Source organism: Plastoroseomonas arctica, from assembly GCF_018128965.1.
Classification (GTDB): Bacteria; Pseudomonadota; Alphaproteobacteria; order Acetobacterales; family Acetobacteraceae; genus Plastoroseomonas; species Plastoroseomonas arctica.
The window spans coordinates 56,964-72,978 of record NZ_JAAEDH010000025.1; the positions used below are offsets into that span (position 1 = coordinate 56,964).

Here is a 16,015-nt window from a genome sequence, read left to right on the forward strand (position 1 = left end):
GCGGGGTCAAGCCGAAACGCTACAGCTGCGCTTGCGCCCGCCCGGGCATCCACACGGGGTCCGGCGCGGTCCAGTTCACCGGGTCGCGCATCGCGCGCGCCAGGCCCTCGGAGATCACGGCAGCCAGGCGCGCACCCTTCTCAGCCGTCGCCGCTTCGGGGTTGCCGCGCACGCCTGTCACCGGCGCGCGTTCCGCGAAGGACCAGAAGCGTGTCACGTCCGGATTGCCGAGATTGCCGCCCTGCGAGCCCGCGCCTGCCAGCTTGTCCATGCGCACCTGGGTTGGGTCGAGGTGCATCCAAAGCGCGGTCTCCGCCTCGCAGGCGTGTTGCACGGCGGGCTGCGTTTCGAGAATGGCCGCGATCTCCTCCGCCGCTACGCGCGGCAGCGATGTGGTCGCGACCGGGATGCCGAATTCATGTGCCAGCTCGCGCGATGCCACCGCGAGGGGTTCGATATTGCCGCCATGGCTGTTCACCAGGAACAACCGCTTGAAGCCGCACGCCATGATCGAGCGCACCACGCAGCGCAGCACGCCCGCGAAGGTCGCATAGTCCAGGCTGATCGTGCCGCCGAAGGGGAAGTGATGCTCGGACAGACCGAGCCACATCGCCGGCAGGACCACCGCCGGCACGTCTTCCGCGATCTCCGCCGCGCGTACCGACATCGCATGGCCCAGCGCGCTGTCGGTCCAGACCGGCAGATGCGGGCCGTGCTGCTCCAGGCTCGCGACCGGCAGCACCACCAGCGCGTTGCGCGCGGCGAGCGCCTTCAGTTCAGGCGCCGTCAGACGCTCCCAGCGGACCTCGCTCATGCCTGTCTCCCCATGGAATAGAATTCGTCGTTCGGCCGCAGGCTGGTCACGTTGGCCAGCCGATTGGACATGCCGAAGAAGGCTGCGATGGCGGCGATGTCCCAGATTTCATCGTCACTGAACCCTGCCTCGCGCAGCGCGGCGTGATCCGCATCGCTCGTCTCGTTCGCGGCATGCGTCACCTTCATCGCGAAGCCGAGCATGGCACGCTCACGCGCAGTTATGTCCGCCTTGCGCCAGTTGGACGCAACCTGCTCCGCGATCAGCGGATTCTTCGCACGAATGCGCAGGATCGCCCCATGAGCGATCACGCAATACTGGCACTGGTTGGCCGCCGAGACCGCGACCACGATCATCTCGCGCTCGGCCTTTGTGAGACCCTCGCGCTTGTCCATCAGCGTGTCGTGATAGGCCATGAAGGCGCGGAATTCCTCCGGCCGATGCGCGAGCATGAGGAAGACGTTGGGAATGAAGCCGGATTTCTCCTGCACGGTTTCGATGCGGGCGCGGATGTCGGGCGGCATGTCGAAGAGAGCTGGGATGGGCGTGCGGGCGATGGGGTGCATGAGGCGTTCCTCTTTTGCGAGCATTCTAGGACGACAGCATGGGGGAATGAATTTCCCCAAACCCTTATCTTTAATTTTTATCCATGGGACCGCTGCGCAGCCGGCACCACATCGCCGACGTTCGCACACCCCTGCCGCACGCACCAAAAAGCCAAAAACAAAAGAATGGGGTCTGGGGAAATTCTTTTCCCCAGCCCTCTTACTTATGCAGCCCCGGCGCCTCGTGCCCCGTCCGAGCGACATACTCGGTGTACCCACCCCCATACTGGTGGATCCCCTCCGGGGTCAGTTCCAGCACGCGGTTCGAGAGGGCGGCCAGGAAGTGTCGGTCATGCGAGACGAACAGCATCGTCCCCTCATACTGCGAGAGTGCGGCGATCAGCATTTCCTTCGTCGCCATGTCCAAGTGGTTGGTGGGCTCGTCGAGCACAAGAAAATTCGGCGGATCGTAGAGCATGATCGCCATCACCAGCCGCGCCTTCTCGCCGCCCGAGAGCACACGGCACGTCTTCTCCACCTCATCGCCGGAAAACCCGAAACAGCCGGCGAGCGCGCGCAGCGAGCCCTGCGCCGCCAGCGGGAAATTGTCCTCCAGCGTCTGGAACACGGTTCGCTCGCCCTCGAGCAGCTCCATGGCGTGCTGCGCAAAATAGCCGAGCTTCACGCTGCCACCGAGCACGACGCGCCCCTCATCGGGCTCCGTGTCACCGGTGATCAGCTTCAGCAGCGTGGACTTGCCCGCGCCATTGGTGCCGAGCACGCAGCAGCGCTCGCGCCGGCGCACGAGGAAATCCAGCCCCTCATAGATCACCCGGCTCCCATAGCGCTTATGGACGCCGCGCAGGGTCACCACATCCTCGCCGGAGCGCGGCGCCGGGGAGAATTCGAACGACACCGCCTGGCGGCGCTTGGGCGGCTCCACGCGGTCGATCTTCTCGAGCTTCTTCACCCGGCTCTGCACCTGCGCCGCGTGCGAGGCGCGCGCCTTGAAGCGCTCGATGAACTTGATCTCCTTGGCGAGCATCGCCTGCTGGCGTTCGAACTGCGCCTGCTGCTGGCGCTCGTTCATCGCGCGCTGGGCTTCGTAGAATTCATAGTCGCCCGAGAAGGCGGTGAGCGTGCCGCCATCGATCTCGATCACCTTGTTGATGACGCGATTCATGAACTCGCGGTCGTGCGAGGTGAGCATCAGAGCGCCGTCATAGCCGGCGAGGAATTCCTCCAGCCAGATCAGGCTCTCGAGGTCGAGGTGGTTGGACGGCTCGTCGAGTAGCATGACATCGGGCCGCATCAGCAGGATGCGCGCGAGTGCGACGCGCATCTTCCACCCGCCGGAGAGCGCGCCGACATCCTTGTCCATCATCTCCTGGCTGAAGCTGAGGCCGTTCAGCACTTCGCGCGCACGCCCCTCCAGCGCGTAGCCGCCCAGCTCCTCGAAGCGCGCCTGCACCTCGCCGAAGCGCTCGATCAGCGCGTCCATCTGGTCAGCCTGGTCGGGGTTGGCGAGGGCGGCTTCGAGCGCGGCGAGTTCGCCAGCGACGGTGCTGACATCGCCGGCGCCATCCATCACCTCGGCCACCGCGCTGCGGCCGGCCATCTCGCCGACATCCTGGCTGAAGAAGCCGATGGTGACGCCGCGATCGACCAGCACCAGGCCCTCATCGGGCTGGTCCTGGCCGGTGATCATGCGGAACAGCGTGGATTTGCCGGCGCCGTTGGGGCCGACCAGGCCGATCTTCTCGCCGCGCTGCAACGCGGCCGAAGCCTCGATGAAGAGGAGCTGGCGGCCGTTCTGCTTGCTGATGTTGTCGAGACGGATCATGGGGCGGGCTTATAGCAGCGCGCGCGGATCACTCCAGGCCCATCAGGCTCCGCGCGAAATCCCGGGCCTCGAAGGGGCGCAAATCCGCGGCTTTCTCGCCCACGCCCACCATGTGGACGGGCAGGGCGAATTCCTGCGCGAGGGCCACCACCACGCCGCCCTTCGCCGAGCCATCCAGCTTCGTCACGGCGAGGCCGGTCACATCCACCATCTCGGAAAAAATCTTCGTCTGCTGCACGGCGTTCTGGCCCGTCGTCGCATCCAGCACCAGCAGCACCGAGTGCGGTGCGCTCGGGTCCACGCGCTTGATGATGCGCACCAGCTTCTTCAGCTCCTCCATCAACGCCGATTTGTTGTGCAGGCGCCCGGCCGTGTCGATCAACAGCACATCCGTCCCGGCGGCGCGCGCAGCCGTCAGCGCGTCGAAGGCGAGCCCCGCCGCATCCGCGCCCGGCTTGGAGGGTGCGGCAAGGCCCGCGCCCGTCCGCTCGGCCCAGACCTGCAACTGCTCGACGGCCGCAGCACGAAACGTATCCCCCGCGACGAAGGTGCAACGCCGCCCTTCATCGCGATAATGCTGGCCGAGCTTTGCGATCGTCGTCGTCTTGCCGGTGCCGTTCACGCCCACCACCAGCACCACATGCGGCTTGCGCGTCGCATCGATCACCAGCGGCACCGCCACCGGCGCAAGGATCGCCGCGATGCTCTCCGCCAACGCCTCCTTCACCTCCTCGGCCGTCACATCCGTCCCGAACCGCGTCCGGCGAAACTCCGCCACGATGCGCCGCGCGGCCGGTAGACCGAGATCGGCGGCGATCAGCGTCTCCTCCAGCTCCTCCAGCGCCGCGTCGTCGAGGCGGCGCTTGACGAACAGGGAGGTGACGCTCTCGGTCAGCCGCGCCGTAGAGCGCGACAGACCCTGGCGCAGACGGCCGAACCAGCCGGTCGGTTCTTCAGGGATCGCGGCTGGGACCGAGGCTCGGGATGGATCCGAAACCGGGGCCTGCATTGGGGCCGTGGCGGCCGAAGGTGCGGGATCCGCCAATGGCGCCGGCGTGTCCGGTGCATCCGCCACAGGCGCCGACGGCTTGCGGAAGAACAGATCGCGCAGCGCCATCAGGCCGCCTCCGCCAGAAGCCCGTCCGGACCGGCGCCGGTGATGCGCAGCCGCGCCAGGGCGCCCGGGGGGATCGTCGCCCCGCTGACGCGCACGGGACAGAATTGTTCGGTATGGCCGAGATTGCCGCGCTCCATCAGCACGCTCTCCTCGCGGCCCAGCCGGGCGGCGTAGAGGCGTTGCGAAGCCAGCAGGCCGGCGGCGCGGAGCCGGGCGGCGCGTTCGCGGCGGAGCGGCACGGGCAGCTGCGGCATCTTCGCGGCCGGGGTGCCTGGACGCGCGGAAAAGGGGAAAACGTGCAGGAAGCTGATCTGCGCCTCTTCAACCATGGCCAGCGTCTCCGCGTGGTGCGCGTCGGTCTCGGTCGGGAAGCCGGCGATGAGGTCGGCGCCGAACACCATCCCTGGCCGCAGGGCGCGCGCGCGGGCGATGACGGCCATCGCATCGTCGCGCGAATGGCGACGCTTCATCCGCTTCAGGATGAGGTCCGCGCCATGCTGCAGCGACAGGTGCAGATGCGGCATCAGGCGCGGCTCATCCCCGATCAACCGCCACAGATCCTCGTCGATCGCGGCAGGGTCCAGCGAGGACAGGCGCAGCCGTGGCAGGCCAGGTACCAGCGCCAAAAGCCGCCGCACCATCTGCCCCAGGCTCGGCCGCCCGGGCAGGTCGGGCCCGTAGCTGGTGATGTCGACGCCGGTCAGCACGACCTCGGAAAAACCTTCCGTGACCAGCGCGCGAAGATGCTCCGCAATGACACCGATCGGCACGGAGCGCGACGGCCCGCGCCCATAGGGAATGACGCAGAAGGTGCAGCTATGATCGCACCCCTGCTGTACCTGCAGGAAGGCGCGCGCGCGGCCGGGAAAATCGGTGACCAGATGCGCCGCCGTCTCCCGTACGGTCATAATGTCGGCGACCGGGCTGGGCCCCGCACCTGGCGCCCAGGTTTCGGGCCGCAGCTTCTCGGCATTGCCGACCACCCGCATCACGCCGGGCAGCGCGGCCCAGCCGGCCGGGTCGATCTGCGCGGCACAACCGGTGACGATGATCGGCGCGCCCGGTGTTTCGCGATGCGCGCGACGGATGGCCTTGCGCGCCTGCTGCTCGGCCTCGGTGGTGACGGCGCAGGTGTTGACGATGATCGCGCCATGATGGTCGCGCGCCAGCGACGCCATCGCAGCACTCTCATAGGCGTTGAGCCGACAGCCGAAGGTCAGTAGCGTCGGCCCCGCGCTCACAGCGCAAAACTGCCGGTGAAGGCGGTGGCGACGGGGCCTTCCATCAGCACATGCCCATCGCTCTCGCGCCATTCCAGGATGAGGTCGCCACCCGGCATGGAAATGGTGGCGCGCCGTCTGGTCATGCCGCGCCGATGCGCGTTGACGATCGCCGCGCAGGCCCCGGACCCGCAGGCGAGCGTCTGCCCCGCGCCCCGCTCCCACATCGCCAGGCGGATGTGGTCGGGGGCCAGGATCTGCGCGAAGCCGATATTGGCGCGCTCCGGAAAGATCGGGTGGTGTTCGAGCAGCGGGCCGTCCTTGCCGATATCCACCGCAGCGATGTCGTCCACGAACAGTGTCGCGTGCGGGTTGCCCATGGAGCAGGCCGCGGCCGCCTCCGCAATGGGAAGGGCGAGGGTGTCCATCGCCTCGGCCAGCGGGACGTCGTGCCAGCCCAGGCGCGGCGCGCCCATGTCGGCGACCACGCGGTCCGGCCTGAGGATGGTGCAGGGCAGGTCGCCGGCGATGGTGCGCACGGTGATTTGGCGCTGGCCGGTCTCGGCCGCGATCAGGGACGCGACGCAGCGCGTGGCATTGCCGCAGGCGCCCGCATCGGACCCGTCTGGGTTCCGGATGCGTATGAAGACATCGGCGCCGGGCGCGGCCTCGAGGCTGATCAGCTGGTCGCAGCCGATGCCGAAATGGCGGTCGGCGATGCGCCGGGCCAGGTCCGGCGTCAGGCCAAGCGGCGCCGCGCGCTCATCGAGCACAACGAAGTCGTTGCCAAGGCCATGCATCTTGGTGAAGGCGACCATCCCGGGCATATGCCCTGCCTGATGCCCGGCTCCAAGGGGGCGCCCGTCATTCCAGGGTTGCGCGCGCCTCGGCCAGCTTGGCCCGGGTTGCCTCGTCGATCTTGGGGTATTCGAGATCGAGGTCCTCCAGCGCGGCCGCGATGGCGTTGCCGATGATGATGCGGGTGAAGCGCTTGTTGTCCGCCGGCACCACGAACCAGGGGGCGTGCGGCGCGGCGGTTGCGCGGATCGCCGCCTCATAGGCCGTGTGATAGGCCTTCCAATGCGCGCGCTCGGCGACGTCGCCGGCGTTGAACTTCCAGTTCTTCTCCGGCTCCTCGATGCGTTCGAGGAAGCGCTTGCGCTGCTCCTCTTTCGAGACATGGAGAAAGAATTTCAGGATGACCACGCCCTGCCGCGCCAGGTAGCGCTCATAGGCCGCGATATCCTCCAGCCGCTCGTCGAAGATGCGCTTGGTGATGAGGGAGGGCGGCAGCTTCTGGTGGGCGAGGAGCTCGTGATGGACGCGCACCACCAGCGTCTCCTCGTACCAGGAGCGGTTGTGGATGCCGATGGTGCCGCGGCGCGGGATGGCGATCACGTGGCGCCAGAGGAAATCATGGTCGAGTTCCAGCGCGTTCGGCGCCTTGAAGTTCTCGACATGGCAACCCTGCGGGTTGACGCCTGAGAAAACGTGCTTGACCGCGCCATCCTTCCCCGCCGCATCCATCGCCTGGAATATGCACAGCACCGCCCAGCGATCCTGCGCGTAGAGCTTGTCCTGCTGCTCGGCCAGGATGGTGGTGCTGGCCTTGACCAGGGCGTCGGCGTCGGCGCGGTCGAGCTTCAGCCCGCCAGTGTCGTCGGGGTCATGGTCGCGCAGGGAAAACCCCTTGCCCGCCGTCACGCGGTAGCGGTCCACCAGCTTGCGGATCTTCTTTTCCATCAGGCCTCTCCCTTGGCGCGCCGGAGCGTGGCACCGGCGGCGGCGCATTGCAGCAACAGGATACCACCGAGTGCGACCGCATAGCCCGCCGGATCCCAGCCCGCGCTGGCGGTGCGCGGCCAGAAATCCAGCACCCACCCAATGGCGTTCTGCAGCACCACCGTGAGAACCAGCATGGTGAAGTTGATCGCGGTGGCGACACGGCCGGCGAGTTCGCGCGGAAACCCCTGCCCCATCACGGCGTAGCCCGCCGGGCCGCCGGCGCTGATGAAGCCGAAGGCGATGAACAGCGGCGCCAGGATGGCCAGCGCGTTGGGGCTCAGCAGCAGCGCCAGCATGACCAGCGCTTGGCCGCCGAGGGCCACCATCGGCACCACCATCGCCGGCCAGCCGCGCCGCTGCGCCCAGCCGACCCAGCGCCCGACGATGAGGTTGCCGAGCATGAAGCCCAGCGCGAAGCACAGCAGGATGGTCGCGCGGGGCTCATCCGTCAGCCCCGCGACATCGCGCAGCCAGGGCCCCGACCACAGCCCGCCGAAGGTGAAGGTGAGGCCGCTGGTCATCGCCAGCATCGGCAGGAAGCGAAGGAAATTCGCGTCGGCAAAGATGCGCCCATACTCCGCGATCTCGCTGGCCAGACTGCGGCGCACGGGCGCGACCGCCCCCGGCGGGCGGTCCGGCACCGAGAGGGCGATCCACAGCGCGACCGCGAACCCGCAGGCCGAGAGCGCCCAGAAGCAGCCGCGCCAGCCGATATGGGGCAGCGCCCACTGCACCGGCAGCGTGACCGCGAGCGCGCCCACGCCGCTGAAGAAGCTGCCCAGGCCGGTCATCGCGGCTACCCGGTCGCGCGGGAACCATTGGGCAGTGGCCTGCAGCAGCGCCATCAGCGCGGCCGCGACGCCGCACCCGGTGAGCAACCGGCCGAGTCCCAGCGTCAGCGCATCCTCCGCCAGGGCGGAGAGCAGGAAGCCGCAGCCAGCGACCGCGGCGAGCGTGGCCTGGGTGCGGCGCGCGCCGAACAGGTCCAGCGCCAGGCCCACCGGCATCTGCGCCAGCGCATAGGTCACGAAGACCGCGGCCGCGAGCAGGCCGAGCTGGCTCGCAGACAGCCCCAGCTCGAGGGCCAGCAGCGGCCCGATCGTCGCGATGATCCCGCGCGAGGCCTGGTTGAGAAAGCCGACGCCTGCGAGCGGCAGCGTGACGCGCAGGATGATCGACATCGATCAGGGCAGCGCCAGGCGCAGGCTGAGCGGGCAATGGTCGGAGATGGTGTCGCGCAGGCGCCGGTCGCGCTCGGCATAGACCAGCACGCGAGTGGAATCCGGCACCACCCAGCCGCGCGCGGCGCCGCCGAGAAGGATGTGGTCCACGAAATCGCCCCCACCCCAGCACGGGTTGCGGAAGCCTTCGTTGGCGCGGGTCAGCGGCGCGGCTTCGTTGAGTGCGGTGAAGAGCTCGTCGTCGCGCCCGATGCGGCGGTTGAAATCGCCCAGGATCATGAAGGGCACGCCCTCTCGCCGCCGCTCGGCGATCCAGCCGGCGAGCACCGGGACCTGGCGCGCGAGGCTGTCGCATTCGCGGCGTTCGGAGGTGGCGATGGCGCCGTCCCGGCAGCCGGCGTTGAGGTGGATGGACAACAGCCGCAACCGCGAACCGGTTGGCGTGGTGAGCGTGATGTCGGCGCCGCGGCGCAGCGAGTAGCGCGCGGTCGGTCGGAGGTCGAGGCCGACGAGATCCGGGTTGTGCGTCACGTTCAGGTTGCGGCGATAGGCGAAGCCGGGGCGCTGGACGTCGCGCTCCTCGGTGAGGTGGATGGCGTATTCGCGGGTGTCAAAGACGCGTGCCGCCGCCAGCGGGCCGTCGATTTCCTGCAAGGCGACGATGTCGGCATCGAGCCGGCTGGCGTAGACGCGGAGGCGGGCGAAATCCTCCTCCGACCGGGTGCGGATATCGGGGGGGAGGTCAGGATGGCCGGTCGGCTTGGTGGTGAGCCAGGCGATGTTCCAGGTGGAAATCTTGATCGTCGTCTGCGCGCGGAGCGGCAGGGCGGGGAGGAGGAGGCACAGGGCCAGGAGGAGGGCGCGCATGCGGGCAGGCTATAGCAGAAGCGGAACGAGCGCAGGTGTTCGCGTGGCCGTTGCCTGCACCAGGGGCCGGGCGCCGCAGGCGAGGAGGAAATCGGCGATTGCGTCGAATTCGGCGGGCGATCTTGTGCGGTCGGCCGCGTCGCCGCGGGGGACGTAGATGATGGTCTCGTAGCGGGCACGGGTGAGCAGGACGCGGTAGGTGTTGCGAACGAAGTCGAATTCCTTGGCGTCACGCTGCCACACGGAGCCGACGAAGCGTCGCGCGGCCCAACCGCCGGCCACGCGGATGAAATCACCGCCCCAGGCGATCCCGACCAGGTCGAGCTCCAGCCCCTGGCAATCATACTCCGTAGCGATGGTCTCCAGCGCGTCGGAGGCCCGAACATCGGGCCAGCGCAACAGGAACCAGTTGGCGACGTCTTCCAGCTGCACGCCCAGACCATCCGCGCGCAGACGCTTCGCACCCGCCGAGGCAACCAGGCCCGCGCGACGCAACCCCCGCGCTTCGGTGCGGAGCGCGACGCGCATGGCGTCAAGATCGCGCGTGAGGTGAAACGGGAAGTCGTCCGATGTCGCGGCGAGCCGCGCGGCCTCGTCGGCGGCGCCGCGCAGAACGGCATCGACCCAGGCCGCGCCGCAGCTCTCGCGTACGCTACGAAGCGGGACGGTGAGGTCGAGCGCCGCATCGGCATCGCGCCGATCCTCCGGCAGGTTCGGCAGCGCGTGCGCGGCATGGGCATGCCAGCGCGGATCGGTGGCGATGACCCGTCCCCATTCGGCAAGCCCGGCCTCGCCGGTGTTGATCTCCTGGCCTTGGCCGATGAGCGCGACGATCACCGCCCAACCCTCATGCCGGCCCATGATGGCCAGGGTATGCGCCGGCTCGCTCATGCTCAGCTTGGACGGCTTGTTGCGGGTGCCAAGGACAGCCTTCGCCTCGTCCCAGGCGCGCTGCGCTTCGTCGAACACGATGAGGCGTTCGGCCGGATGATGCGCTTCGTCGGTGACACCGTCTTCGAGGAAGCGGTGCACGTTCTGCAGGCGGGCGATGGCCCGGCGTTCGGCCTCGGGGCGCGCGCATTCGCGGCGTGCGAGCGCATCAGCGACGATGGCCGCGCGCAGCACCGTCACCAGCGGCACATTGCCGGTGAGGAAGGCCGCGCCCTTGCCATGCGCGACGCCGAACACCGTGTTGAGGCCGCACAGCGTCTTCCCGGCGCCGGGAATGCCGGTGACGAAGATGATGCGCTTGGACCCCGTGGCACGCGCCTCGGCCACCACGCGCGCGATCGCGGCCGTGGTGTGCGAGAGGTTCGCGGCATCCGCGCGCGCCGCAGCGATCTCGGCGACGCCATTGCGGGCGTAGAGCATTGTGGCGGCTTCGATGATGTTCGGCGTCGGGCGATACGGCGCGGCGAGCCATGCCGGGCCATCGAGCGGCGCATCGTCCGCGGGAATGGCGGCCTGCACCCACGCGATCAGGGCTGCGAGTCCGCGAGGGCCGCAGACGAGCGGCTCGGTCGGGTGTTTCGGCAGAAGCCAGGCCTGCAACGGCGGCACGAAGCCACCGCTGCCCGCGACGAGCACCGGCACGATGGCATGGGCGCGGCTGCCGGCGTGGAAATCCCGCAGGTCGAGCGCGTAATCCTCCGCCTCGGCCAGGGCCGCGAGCGTGGGCCCGGCGGTTTTGAACTCCATCGCTAGGATCGCGCGATCGGTGAGCAACACCGCATCGATGCGCTTCTCCAGCCGCAGCAGGTCGAACTCCAGCGCCAGTGTCCAGCCAGCCCCCGCGAATGCGCAAAGCGCCGCACGCAAGGTCTTGATCTGCCCATCCCAGGCGGTCTGCTGTTCGGCCGTGCCAGTATAGCCGCGCGACACTTGATGTGCGGCCAGGCGTCCCGCGATGTCGGCGGGCTCGCGGGCGAGGAATTCGACAACCGACATTGCAAGCCAGGCTCTCACGCCGCCACCTTCCTGTGCCAGGTCGCCAGAAACACGCTCGCCAGCATCAGCGCGAACCCTACCCCGTGTACCAGCGTCGGCGTCTCGCCCAGCACCAGGATCGCCACCACCGCCGCGGTCGCCGGCAGGAAGGCGGTGAACACCCCCGCCATCCCCGCCGGCACCCGCTTGAGGCCCGCATACCACAGCAGCAGGCAAAGCACGCTCGCCGTCAGGCTGTGGAACAGCAGCAGCCCTGCCAGATGCGGCTCCGCCAACGCAGCCATTGCCGGCAGCTCCGCGAGCGTGAAGGGCAGCAGGATCAGCGTCGAGAACACCTGCATCCACAGGCTCGCCGTCAGCACCGGCAGCGCGTTGCCCAGGCGCTTGCCGAGCAGCACGTACATCGCCTCGCCGCAGATGCCCGCGAAAACCAGCGCATTGCCGAGCGCGCTGCCCGCCGCGTCCGGCGTGAGGCGCGCAAGCGTGAGGGCGGCCATTGCCGTCGCCGCGATCATGACCGCCAGCCATTGCCGCGCCGGCATGCGTTCGCGCAGCCACACCGCGCCGCCGATCGCCACCACGGCGGGCAGCGTCGCCAGCACCAACCCCGCCTCCAGCGCCGTCGTCAGCCGCAGCCCCGCGAGCAGGCCAGCATTGTAGAGCGCCGTGCCGAACAGCGCCTGCCAGGCGAGGTTGCGCAGGCTCGCCGCGCTCGGCCGCACCGGCGGGTCGAAGATGCGCGCTAGCGGCACCAGCACCACCACCGCGATCGCGCAGCGCAGGCAGGCGATCATCGCGATGGGCAGCGAGTCCGCCAAAATCTTCGCCACCGCGACATTGGCGCCGACCAGGCTCATCGACAGCGCCAGCTGGAGGTAGGCGCGCGTCAGGCCTCGCCATCCTTGCGGAAGGGCGTGGCACAGCCCAGCGCCTCGATCTCGCGCAGCACCGCGGGGCGTTCCTGCGCCAGGTAGTCCTCGACGCCGCGCGCCAGCCCGGAATGCGCGATGCGATGCGCCGACCAGGTCGGAACCGGCAGGTAGCCGCGCTGCAGTTTATGTTCGCCCTGCGCGCCGGCCTCGACGCGCGGCAGCTTGTGCGCGATCGCGAATTCCATGGCCATATAGTAGCACAGCTCGAAGTGCAGGAAGGGGGCTTCGACCAGCGTGCCCCAGTTGCGCCCGTACAGGCAGTCGTCGCCCAGAAGGTTCAGCGCGCCGGCGATGGGTTCGCCATCACGCTCGGCCACCATCATCACCACCTTGTCGCCGAGCGCATCGCCCAGCAGCGGCCAGAATTTCTTCGTCAGGTAGGCGGCGCGTCCCCATTTCCGGTCGGTCGTGTCCTTGTAGAACTGGTGGAAGGCATCCCAGTGCCGTTGGGTGATATCGGCGCCGCGCAGGGTCCGCAGCGCATAGCCGGATTCAACCGCATCGCGCCGTTCGCGCCTGATCTGCTTGCGCTTGCGCGAAGAGAGCGCCGCGAGGAAATCATCGAAGCTCGTGTACCCCGGATTGTGGAAATGGAACTGCACGCCGATGCGCGGCATCCAGCCTGCCTCCGTCAGGCCGGTGCACTCCGCCTCGGTGCAAAAGGTCACGTGCGTGGAGGAACAGCGCAGCGCGCCCTGCGCCTGTTCCAGGGCCTCCGCCATCACGGCGATCGGCAGGCGCTCGTCGCGGATGAGCAGGCGCGGGCCAGGCACCGGGCTGAATGGCGCGGCCACCTGCAGCTTCGGATAGTAGCTGCCGCCCGAGCGCTCCAGCGCATCCGCCCAGCCGGCGTCAAACACATACTCGCCGCGCGAATGCAGCTTCACGTAAGTGGGCGCGCAACCGAGCAATGTCTTCTGGTCGTCATGCAGGGCCGCGTATTGCGGCAGCCAGCCGGTGCGGCCGCCGACCGACCCGCTCTCCTCCAGCGCCTTGAGGAAGGCATGGCTGACGAAGGGATTGCCGCCACCGGCGCAGGCATCCCAATCGGCGGCGGGGATGTCGGCGATGCGCGCGGTCAGCGACAGCAGGAGTTCCGGCGGCGGTGTGTCCATGGCGCATCATTTCGCGGTGCGGCTGGCCTGCGCAAGGTGGCACCGCGAAATGCACGAGACACGCGCTTGTCACGCCTGCGCGCACCCGCCTAGGCTTGCCGCCGGAACAGGGTGTTCCGCGCGGCAGGGACCACCGCATCGTGGCCGATGAGACGATGACCACCACGCTGACCACGGTGGCCAAGCCCCACCGCGCGATCGGCATGGCCACCGCCGCGATCGCGCTGGCGGGCGTCGCCATTGGCCTGGTGCTCTCCGCCGTCGCGCTGGTTCTGGTGGTCGAGCCCGGGCCGCTGGTTGGCGGCGTGGTGATCGGCATCGCCAGCCTGGCCGGCCTCGTCATCGCGGGCTGGGGGGGTCAGCGCCTCGCCGCGCCGCTCAGCCGCCTCGCGCTCCAGGCGGAAGCGCTGCGCGACCTCGACGCGAGCCTCCCCGCGCCGGCGCCCACCGGCATCGCCGAGCTCGACCGGCTGGGGAATGCGCTGCGGCGGATGAAGCAGGCGCTCGGCGTCTTCGCCGTCTACGTGCCGCGCGACCTGGTGCGTCAGCTCATCTCGCGCACTTCCGAAGCGCAACTCGGCGGCGAACGCCGGCCGATCACGGTCATGTTCTCCGACGTCCAGGGCTTCACCAGCACCGCCGAGCACCTCGACCCCGAGGAACTCATGCGCATGACCTGCACCTACTTCGAGGCGGTGACGGCTGAGCTCCTGCGCAACCACGCCACCATCGACAAGTACATCGGCGACTCGGTGATGGCGCTGTGGAACGCGCCGCGGCGCGACCTCTCCCACGCCCGCCACGCCTGCTACGGCGTGCTGCGCGCGCGGCATGTGACACGCCGCCTCGCCGAGGAATTCTCAGCGCGCGGCTGGCCGGAATTCTACACGCGCTTCGGGCTGCACACCGGCGAGGCCGTTGTGGGAAACGTCGGCTCCTCGGACCGCATGGCCTATACGGCAATCGGCTCGGTCGTGAACCTCGCCTCGCGGCTGGAGGGGCTGAACAAGTTCCATCACACGCAGATCCTGGTCTCCGAGGCGACCTATCGCGGGGCGGGGCAGTCCTTCGTCTTTCGCCCTGTGGGGCTGGTCGTGCCGAAGGGCGCGCGCGACGCGATCGAAGTGTTCGAGCTGCTGGGCCTCGCCGCCGCGCATGATTCGGCCGATGCGCCGCTCGTCGCAGACCCCGCCATCATGGCCGGATTGCCCGATTGGCGGGAGATGCTGCTGTGCTACCGCACCCGCCGCTTCGACGCCGCCGAGGCCGCGCTGCAGCGCGCCGCACGACCCGATACCGACGCGGTGGCGGCGAGTTTCGCGGAGCGCATCGCGCGACTGCGCGCGGAGCCGCCAGGGGCGGAGTGGACGCCGGTGATCAGCTTTGCGGAGAAGTAGAAGCAAGCAAGGCTGGGGAAAAGAATTTCCCCAGACCCCATTTTTTTATTTTTGATTTCTTGGTGCAGGCTGTGAGGGAGCACTGCGCCATTCGAGGCGCGCTGACTCCCCGGCTCGCGCCAATTGATAAAAAAGAAAGAATGGGGGTTTGGGGGAAATTCATTTCCCCCATGCTGTCATCCGTAATCACGCGATCTCGAACATGCCCTCGACCTCGGCCGCCGCATCGCCCGGCAGCGCGGGCACGCCGATCGTCGTGCGCGCATGGCGCCCCGCCTCGCCGAAGATTTCCACAGCGAGGTCGGAGGCCCCGTTCATCACCGCGGCATGCTGGGTGAACTCCGCCGGTGAGGCGATGAAGCCGCCCAGGCGCACCACCTTCACCACGCGGTCGAGATCACCGCCGCAGGCCGCGCGCAGCTGCGCGACCACATTGATGAAGCACAGCCGCGCCGCGCGCCGTCCCTCATCGACCGACACCGTCGCGCCGACCTTGCCTGTGATCGCGATGCGCCCGTCATCGAGCGGCACCTGGCCTGACACCACCACGAGATTCCCCGTGGTGTTGTAGGGGATGTAGTTCGCCATGGGCGGCGCCGGGTTCGGCAAGGTGATGCCGAGCTCGGCGAGCCGCGCGTCGATGGTACCGGCCATTGAGAGGTCCTTCGTCGGATGGGATTGGCCGGTTTGTAGCGCGGCTTCCCGGCTTACGCCACGCGGCGAAAGCGCCGCGCCCGGCGCGCGTCGGTCGCCGGCAGGTCGAGCGGCAGCAGCGGCGGCGGCGGCGCATGCGGCGCCGTGAGGTTCGCCGGTGCGCGCGGATCGGCGAGGTCGGTGCGACCGAGATAGGCGCGCCCGATGTGCCGCATCGCCCAGTCGAGCGCGCTGCTCGCATAGCCGATCTCGACATCGCCCTCGACCTCGCCGAACGGCGCGAACGGCGCATAGGCCAGCGCATCGACGTAGTCCGCGAGCGGAACGCCACGCGCGAGGCCGAGCGAGATCGACAGCGCCGTGGTGTCCAGCAGCGCCCGCAGCGCGCTGTCGCGCGTGAGGCTGAAGGCGATGCCGCGCAGGGCGCCGTCGGAATCCTCGAGCATCCGCAGCGTGATGCGCTGCCCGGCGATGGTCACGCGCGCCACCGCCTCGCGCACCGCGTTGCGCGGGGTGAGCAGCAGCGGCAACTCCGGCAGGGTCGGTGCCGGCAGGGCCGGGCGCGGGGCGGGCGGCGCCGGGGCGGCGATCGCGGCCG

General features: G+C 69.0%; 14 protein-coding genes and 1 pseudogene. 1 reads left to right on the forward strand and 14 read right to left on the reverse strand.

Features of this window, described 5'->3' with window-relative positions; translation table 11 throughout:
• Nucleotides 1-19 precede the first annotated feature (19 nt).
• From GXW79_RS18495 to GXW79_RS18550, 12 genes are all read right to left on the reverse strand, one after another.
• A complete protein-coding gene (locus GXW79_RS18495; protein WP_211875926.1) occupies nt 20-814 on the reverse strand; it encodes a creatininase family protein in 795 nt (264 codons plus the stop codon).
• On the reverse strand, nt 811-1,380 hold the full coding sequence (locus GXW79_RS18500; protein WP_246504114.1) for a peroxidase-related enzyme: 570 nt from the start codon (nt 1,378-1,380) through the stop codon (nt 811-813). The genes GXW79_RS18495 and GXW79_RS18500 overlap by 4 nt, the downstream gene beginning before the upstream one ends.
• Nucleotides 1,381-1,579: 199 nt before the next feature.
• The gene (locus GXW79_RS18505) at nt 1,580-3,202 is read right to left on the reverse strand and encodes an ABC-F family ATP-binding cassette domain-containing protein (RefSeq protein WP_211875928.1); all 1,623 of its coding nucleotides are present in this window, start codon (nt 3,200-3,202) and stop codon (nt 1,580-1,582) included.
• 28 nt (nt 3,203-3,230) lie between these two features.
• Nucleotides 3,231-4,319, reverse strand: coding sequence for a signal recognition particle-docking protein FtsY (gene ftsY / locus GXW79_RS18510; RefSeq protein WP_211875929.1), 1,089 nt, complete (start codon nt 4,317-4,319; stop codon nt 3,231-3,233).
• Nucleotides 4,319-5,560: a tRNA (N(6)-L-threonylcarbamoyladenosine(37)-C(2))-methylthiotransferase MtaB gene (gene mtaB, locus GXW79_RS18515; protein WP_367614960.1), complete on the reverse strand. Its 1,242-nt coding sequence runs from the start codon at nt 5,558-5,560 to the stop codon at nt 4,319-4,321. The genes ftsY and mtaB overlap by 1 nt, the downstream gene beginning before the upstream one ends.
• Entirely contained in the window at nt 5,557-6,357 is an 801-nt protein-coding gene (gene dapF, locus GXW79_RS18520) for a diaminopimelate epimerase (RefSeq protein WP_211875940.1), read from the reverse strand. Before dapF ends, mtaB begins: the two co-directional genes overlap by 4 nt.
• Before the next feature lie 46 nt (nt 6,358-6,403).
• Nucleotides 6,404-7,282, reverse strand: a complete 879-nt coding sequence (locus tag GXW79_RS18525) for a PPK2 family polyphosphate kinase (protein WP_211875931.1) — start codon at nt 7,280-7,282, stop codon at nt 6,404-6,406.
• A complete protein-coding gene (locus GXW79_RS18530) occupies nt 7,282-8,505 on the reverse strand; it encodes an MFS transporter (RefSeq protein WP_211875932.1) in 1,224 nt (407 codons plus the stop codon). Before GXW79_RS18530 ends, GXW79_RS18525 begins: the two co-directional genes overlap by 1 nt.
• 3 nt (nt 8,506-8,508) lie before the next feature.
• Complete coding sequence (locus GXW79_RS18535) at nt 8,509-9,372, reverse strand: endonuclease/exonuclease/phosphatase family protein (protein ID WP_211875933.1); 864 nt, start codon at nt 9,370-9,372, stop codon at nt 8,509-8,511.
• A gap of 9 nt (nt 9,373-9,381) precedes the next feature.
• Entirely contained in the window at nt 9,382-11,319 is a 1,938-nt protein-coding gene (locus GXW79_RS18540; protein ID WP_246504115.1) for a DNA/RNA helicase domain-containing protein, read from the reverse strand.
• A gap of 14 nt (nt 11,320-11,333) precedes the next feature.
• Complete coding sequence (locus GXW79_RS18545) at nt 11,334-12,242, reverse strand: DMT family transporter (RefSeq protein ID WP_367614961.1); 909 nt, start codon at nt 12,240-12,242, stop codon at nt 11,334-11,336.
• Complete coding sequence (locus GXW79_RS18550; RefSeq protein ID WP_211875935.1) at nt 12,206-13,366, reverse strand: GNAT family N-acetyltransferase; 1,161 nt, start codon at nt 13,364-13,366, stop codon at nt 12,206-12,208. Before GXW79_RS18550 ends, GXW79_RS18545 begins: the two co-directional genes overlap by 37 nt.
• 140 nt (nt 13,367-13,506) lie before the next feature.
• Between GXW79_RS18550 and GXW79_RS21530 the strand changes: the two genes are divergently transcribed.
• Nucleotides 13,507-14,763: an adenylate/guanylate cyclase domain-containing protein gene (locus GXW79_RS21530; RefSeq protein WP_211875936.1), complete on the forward strand. Its 1,257-nt coding sequence runs from the start codon at nt 13,507-13,509 to the stop codon at nt 14,761-14,763.
• Nucleotides 14,764-14,949: 186 nt separating this feature from the next.
• Here the strand turns inward: GXW79_RS21530 and GXW79_RS18560 are convergent, their stop codons facing one another.
• On the reverse strand, nt 14,950-15,417 hold the full coding sequence (locus GXW79_RS18560) for a RidA family protein (protein WP_211875937.1): 468 nt from the start codon (nt 15,415-15,417) through the stop codon (nt 14,950-14,952).
• A gap of 53 nt (nt 15,418-15,470) precedes the next feature.
• A pseudogene (locus GXW79_RS18565) lies at nt 15,471-16,015 on the reverse strand (hypothetical protein); the annotation flags it as partial.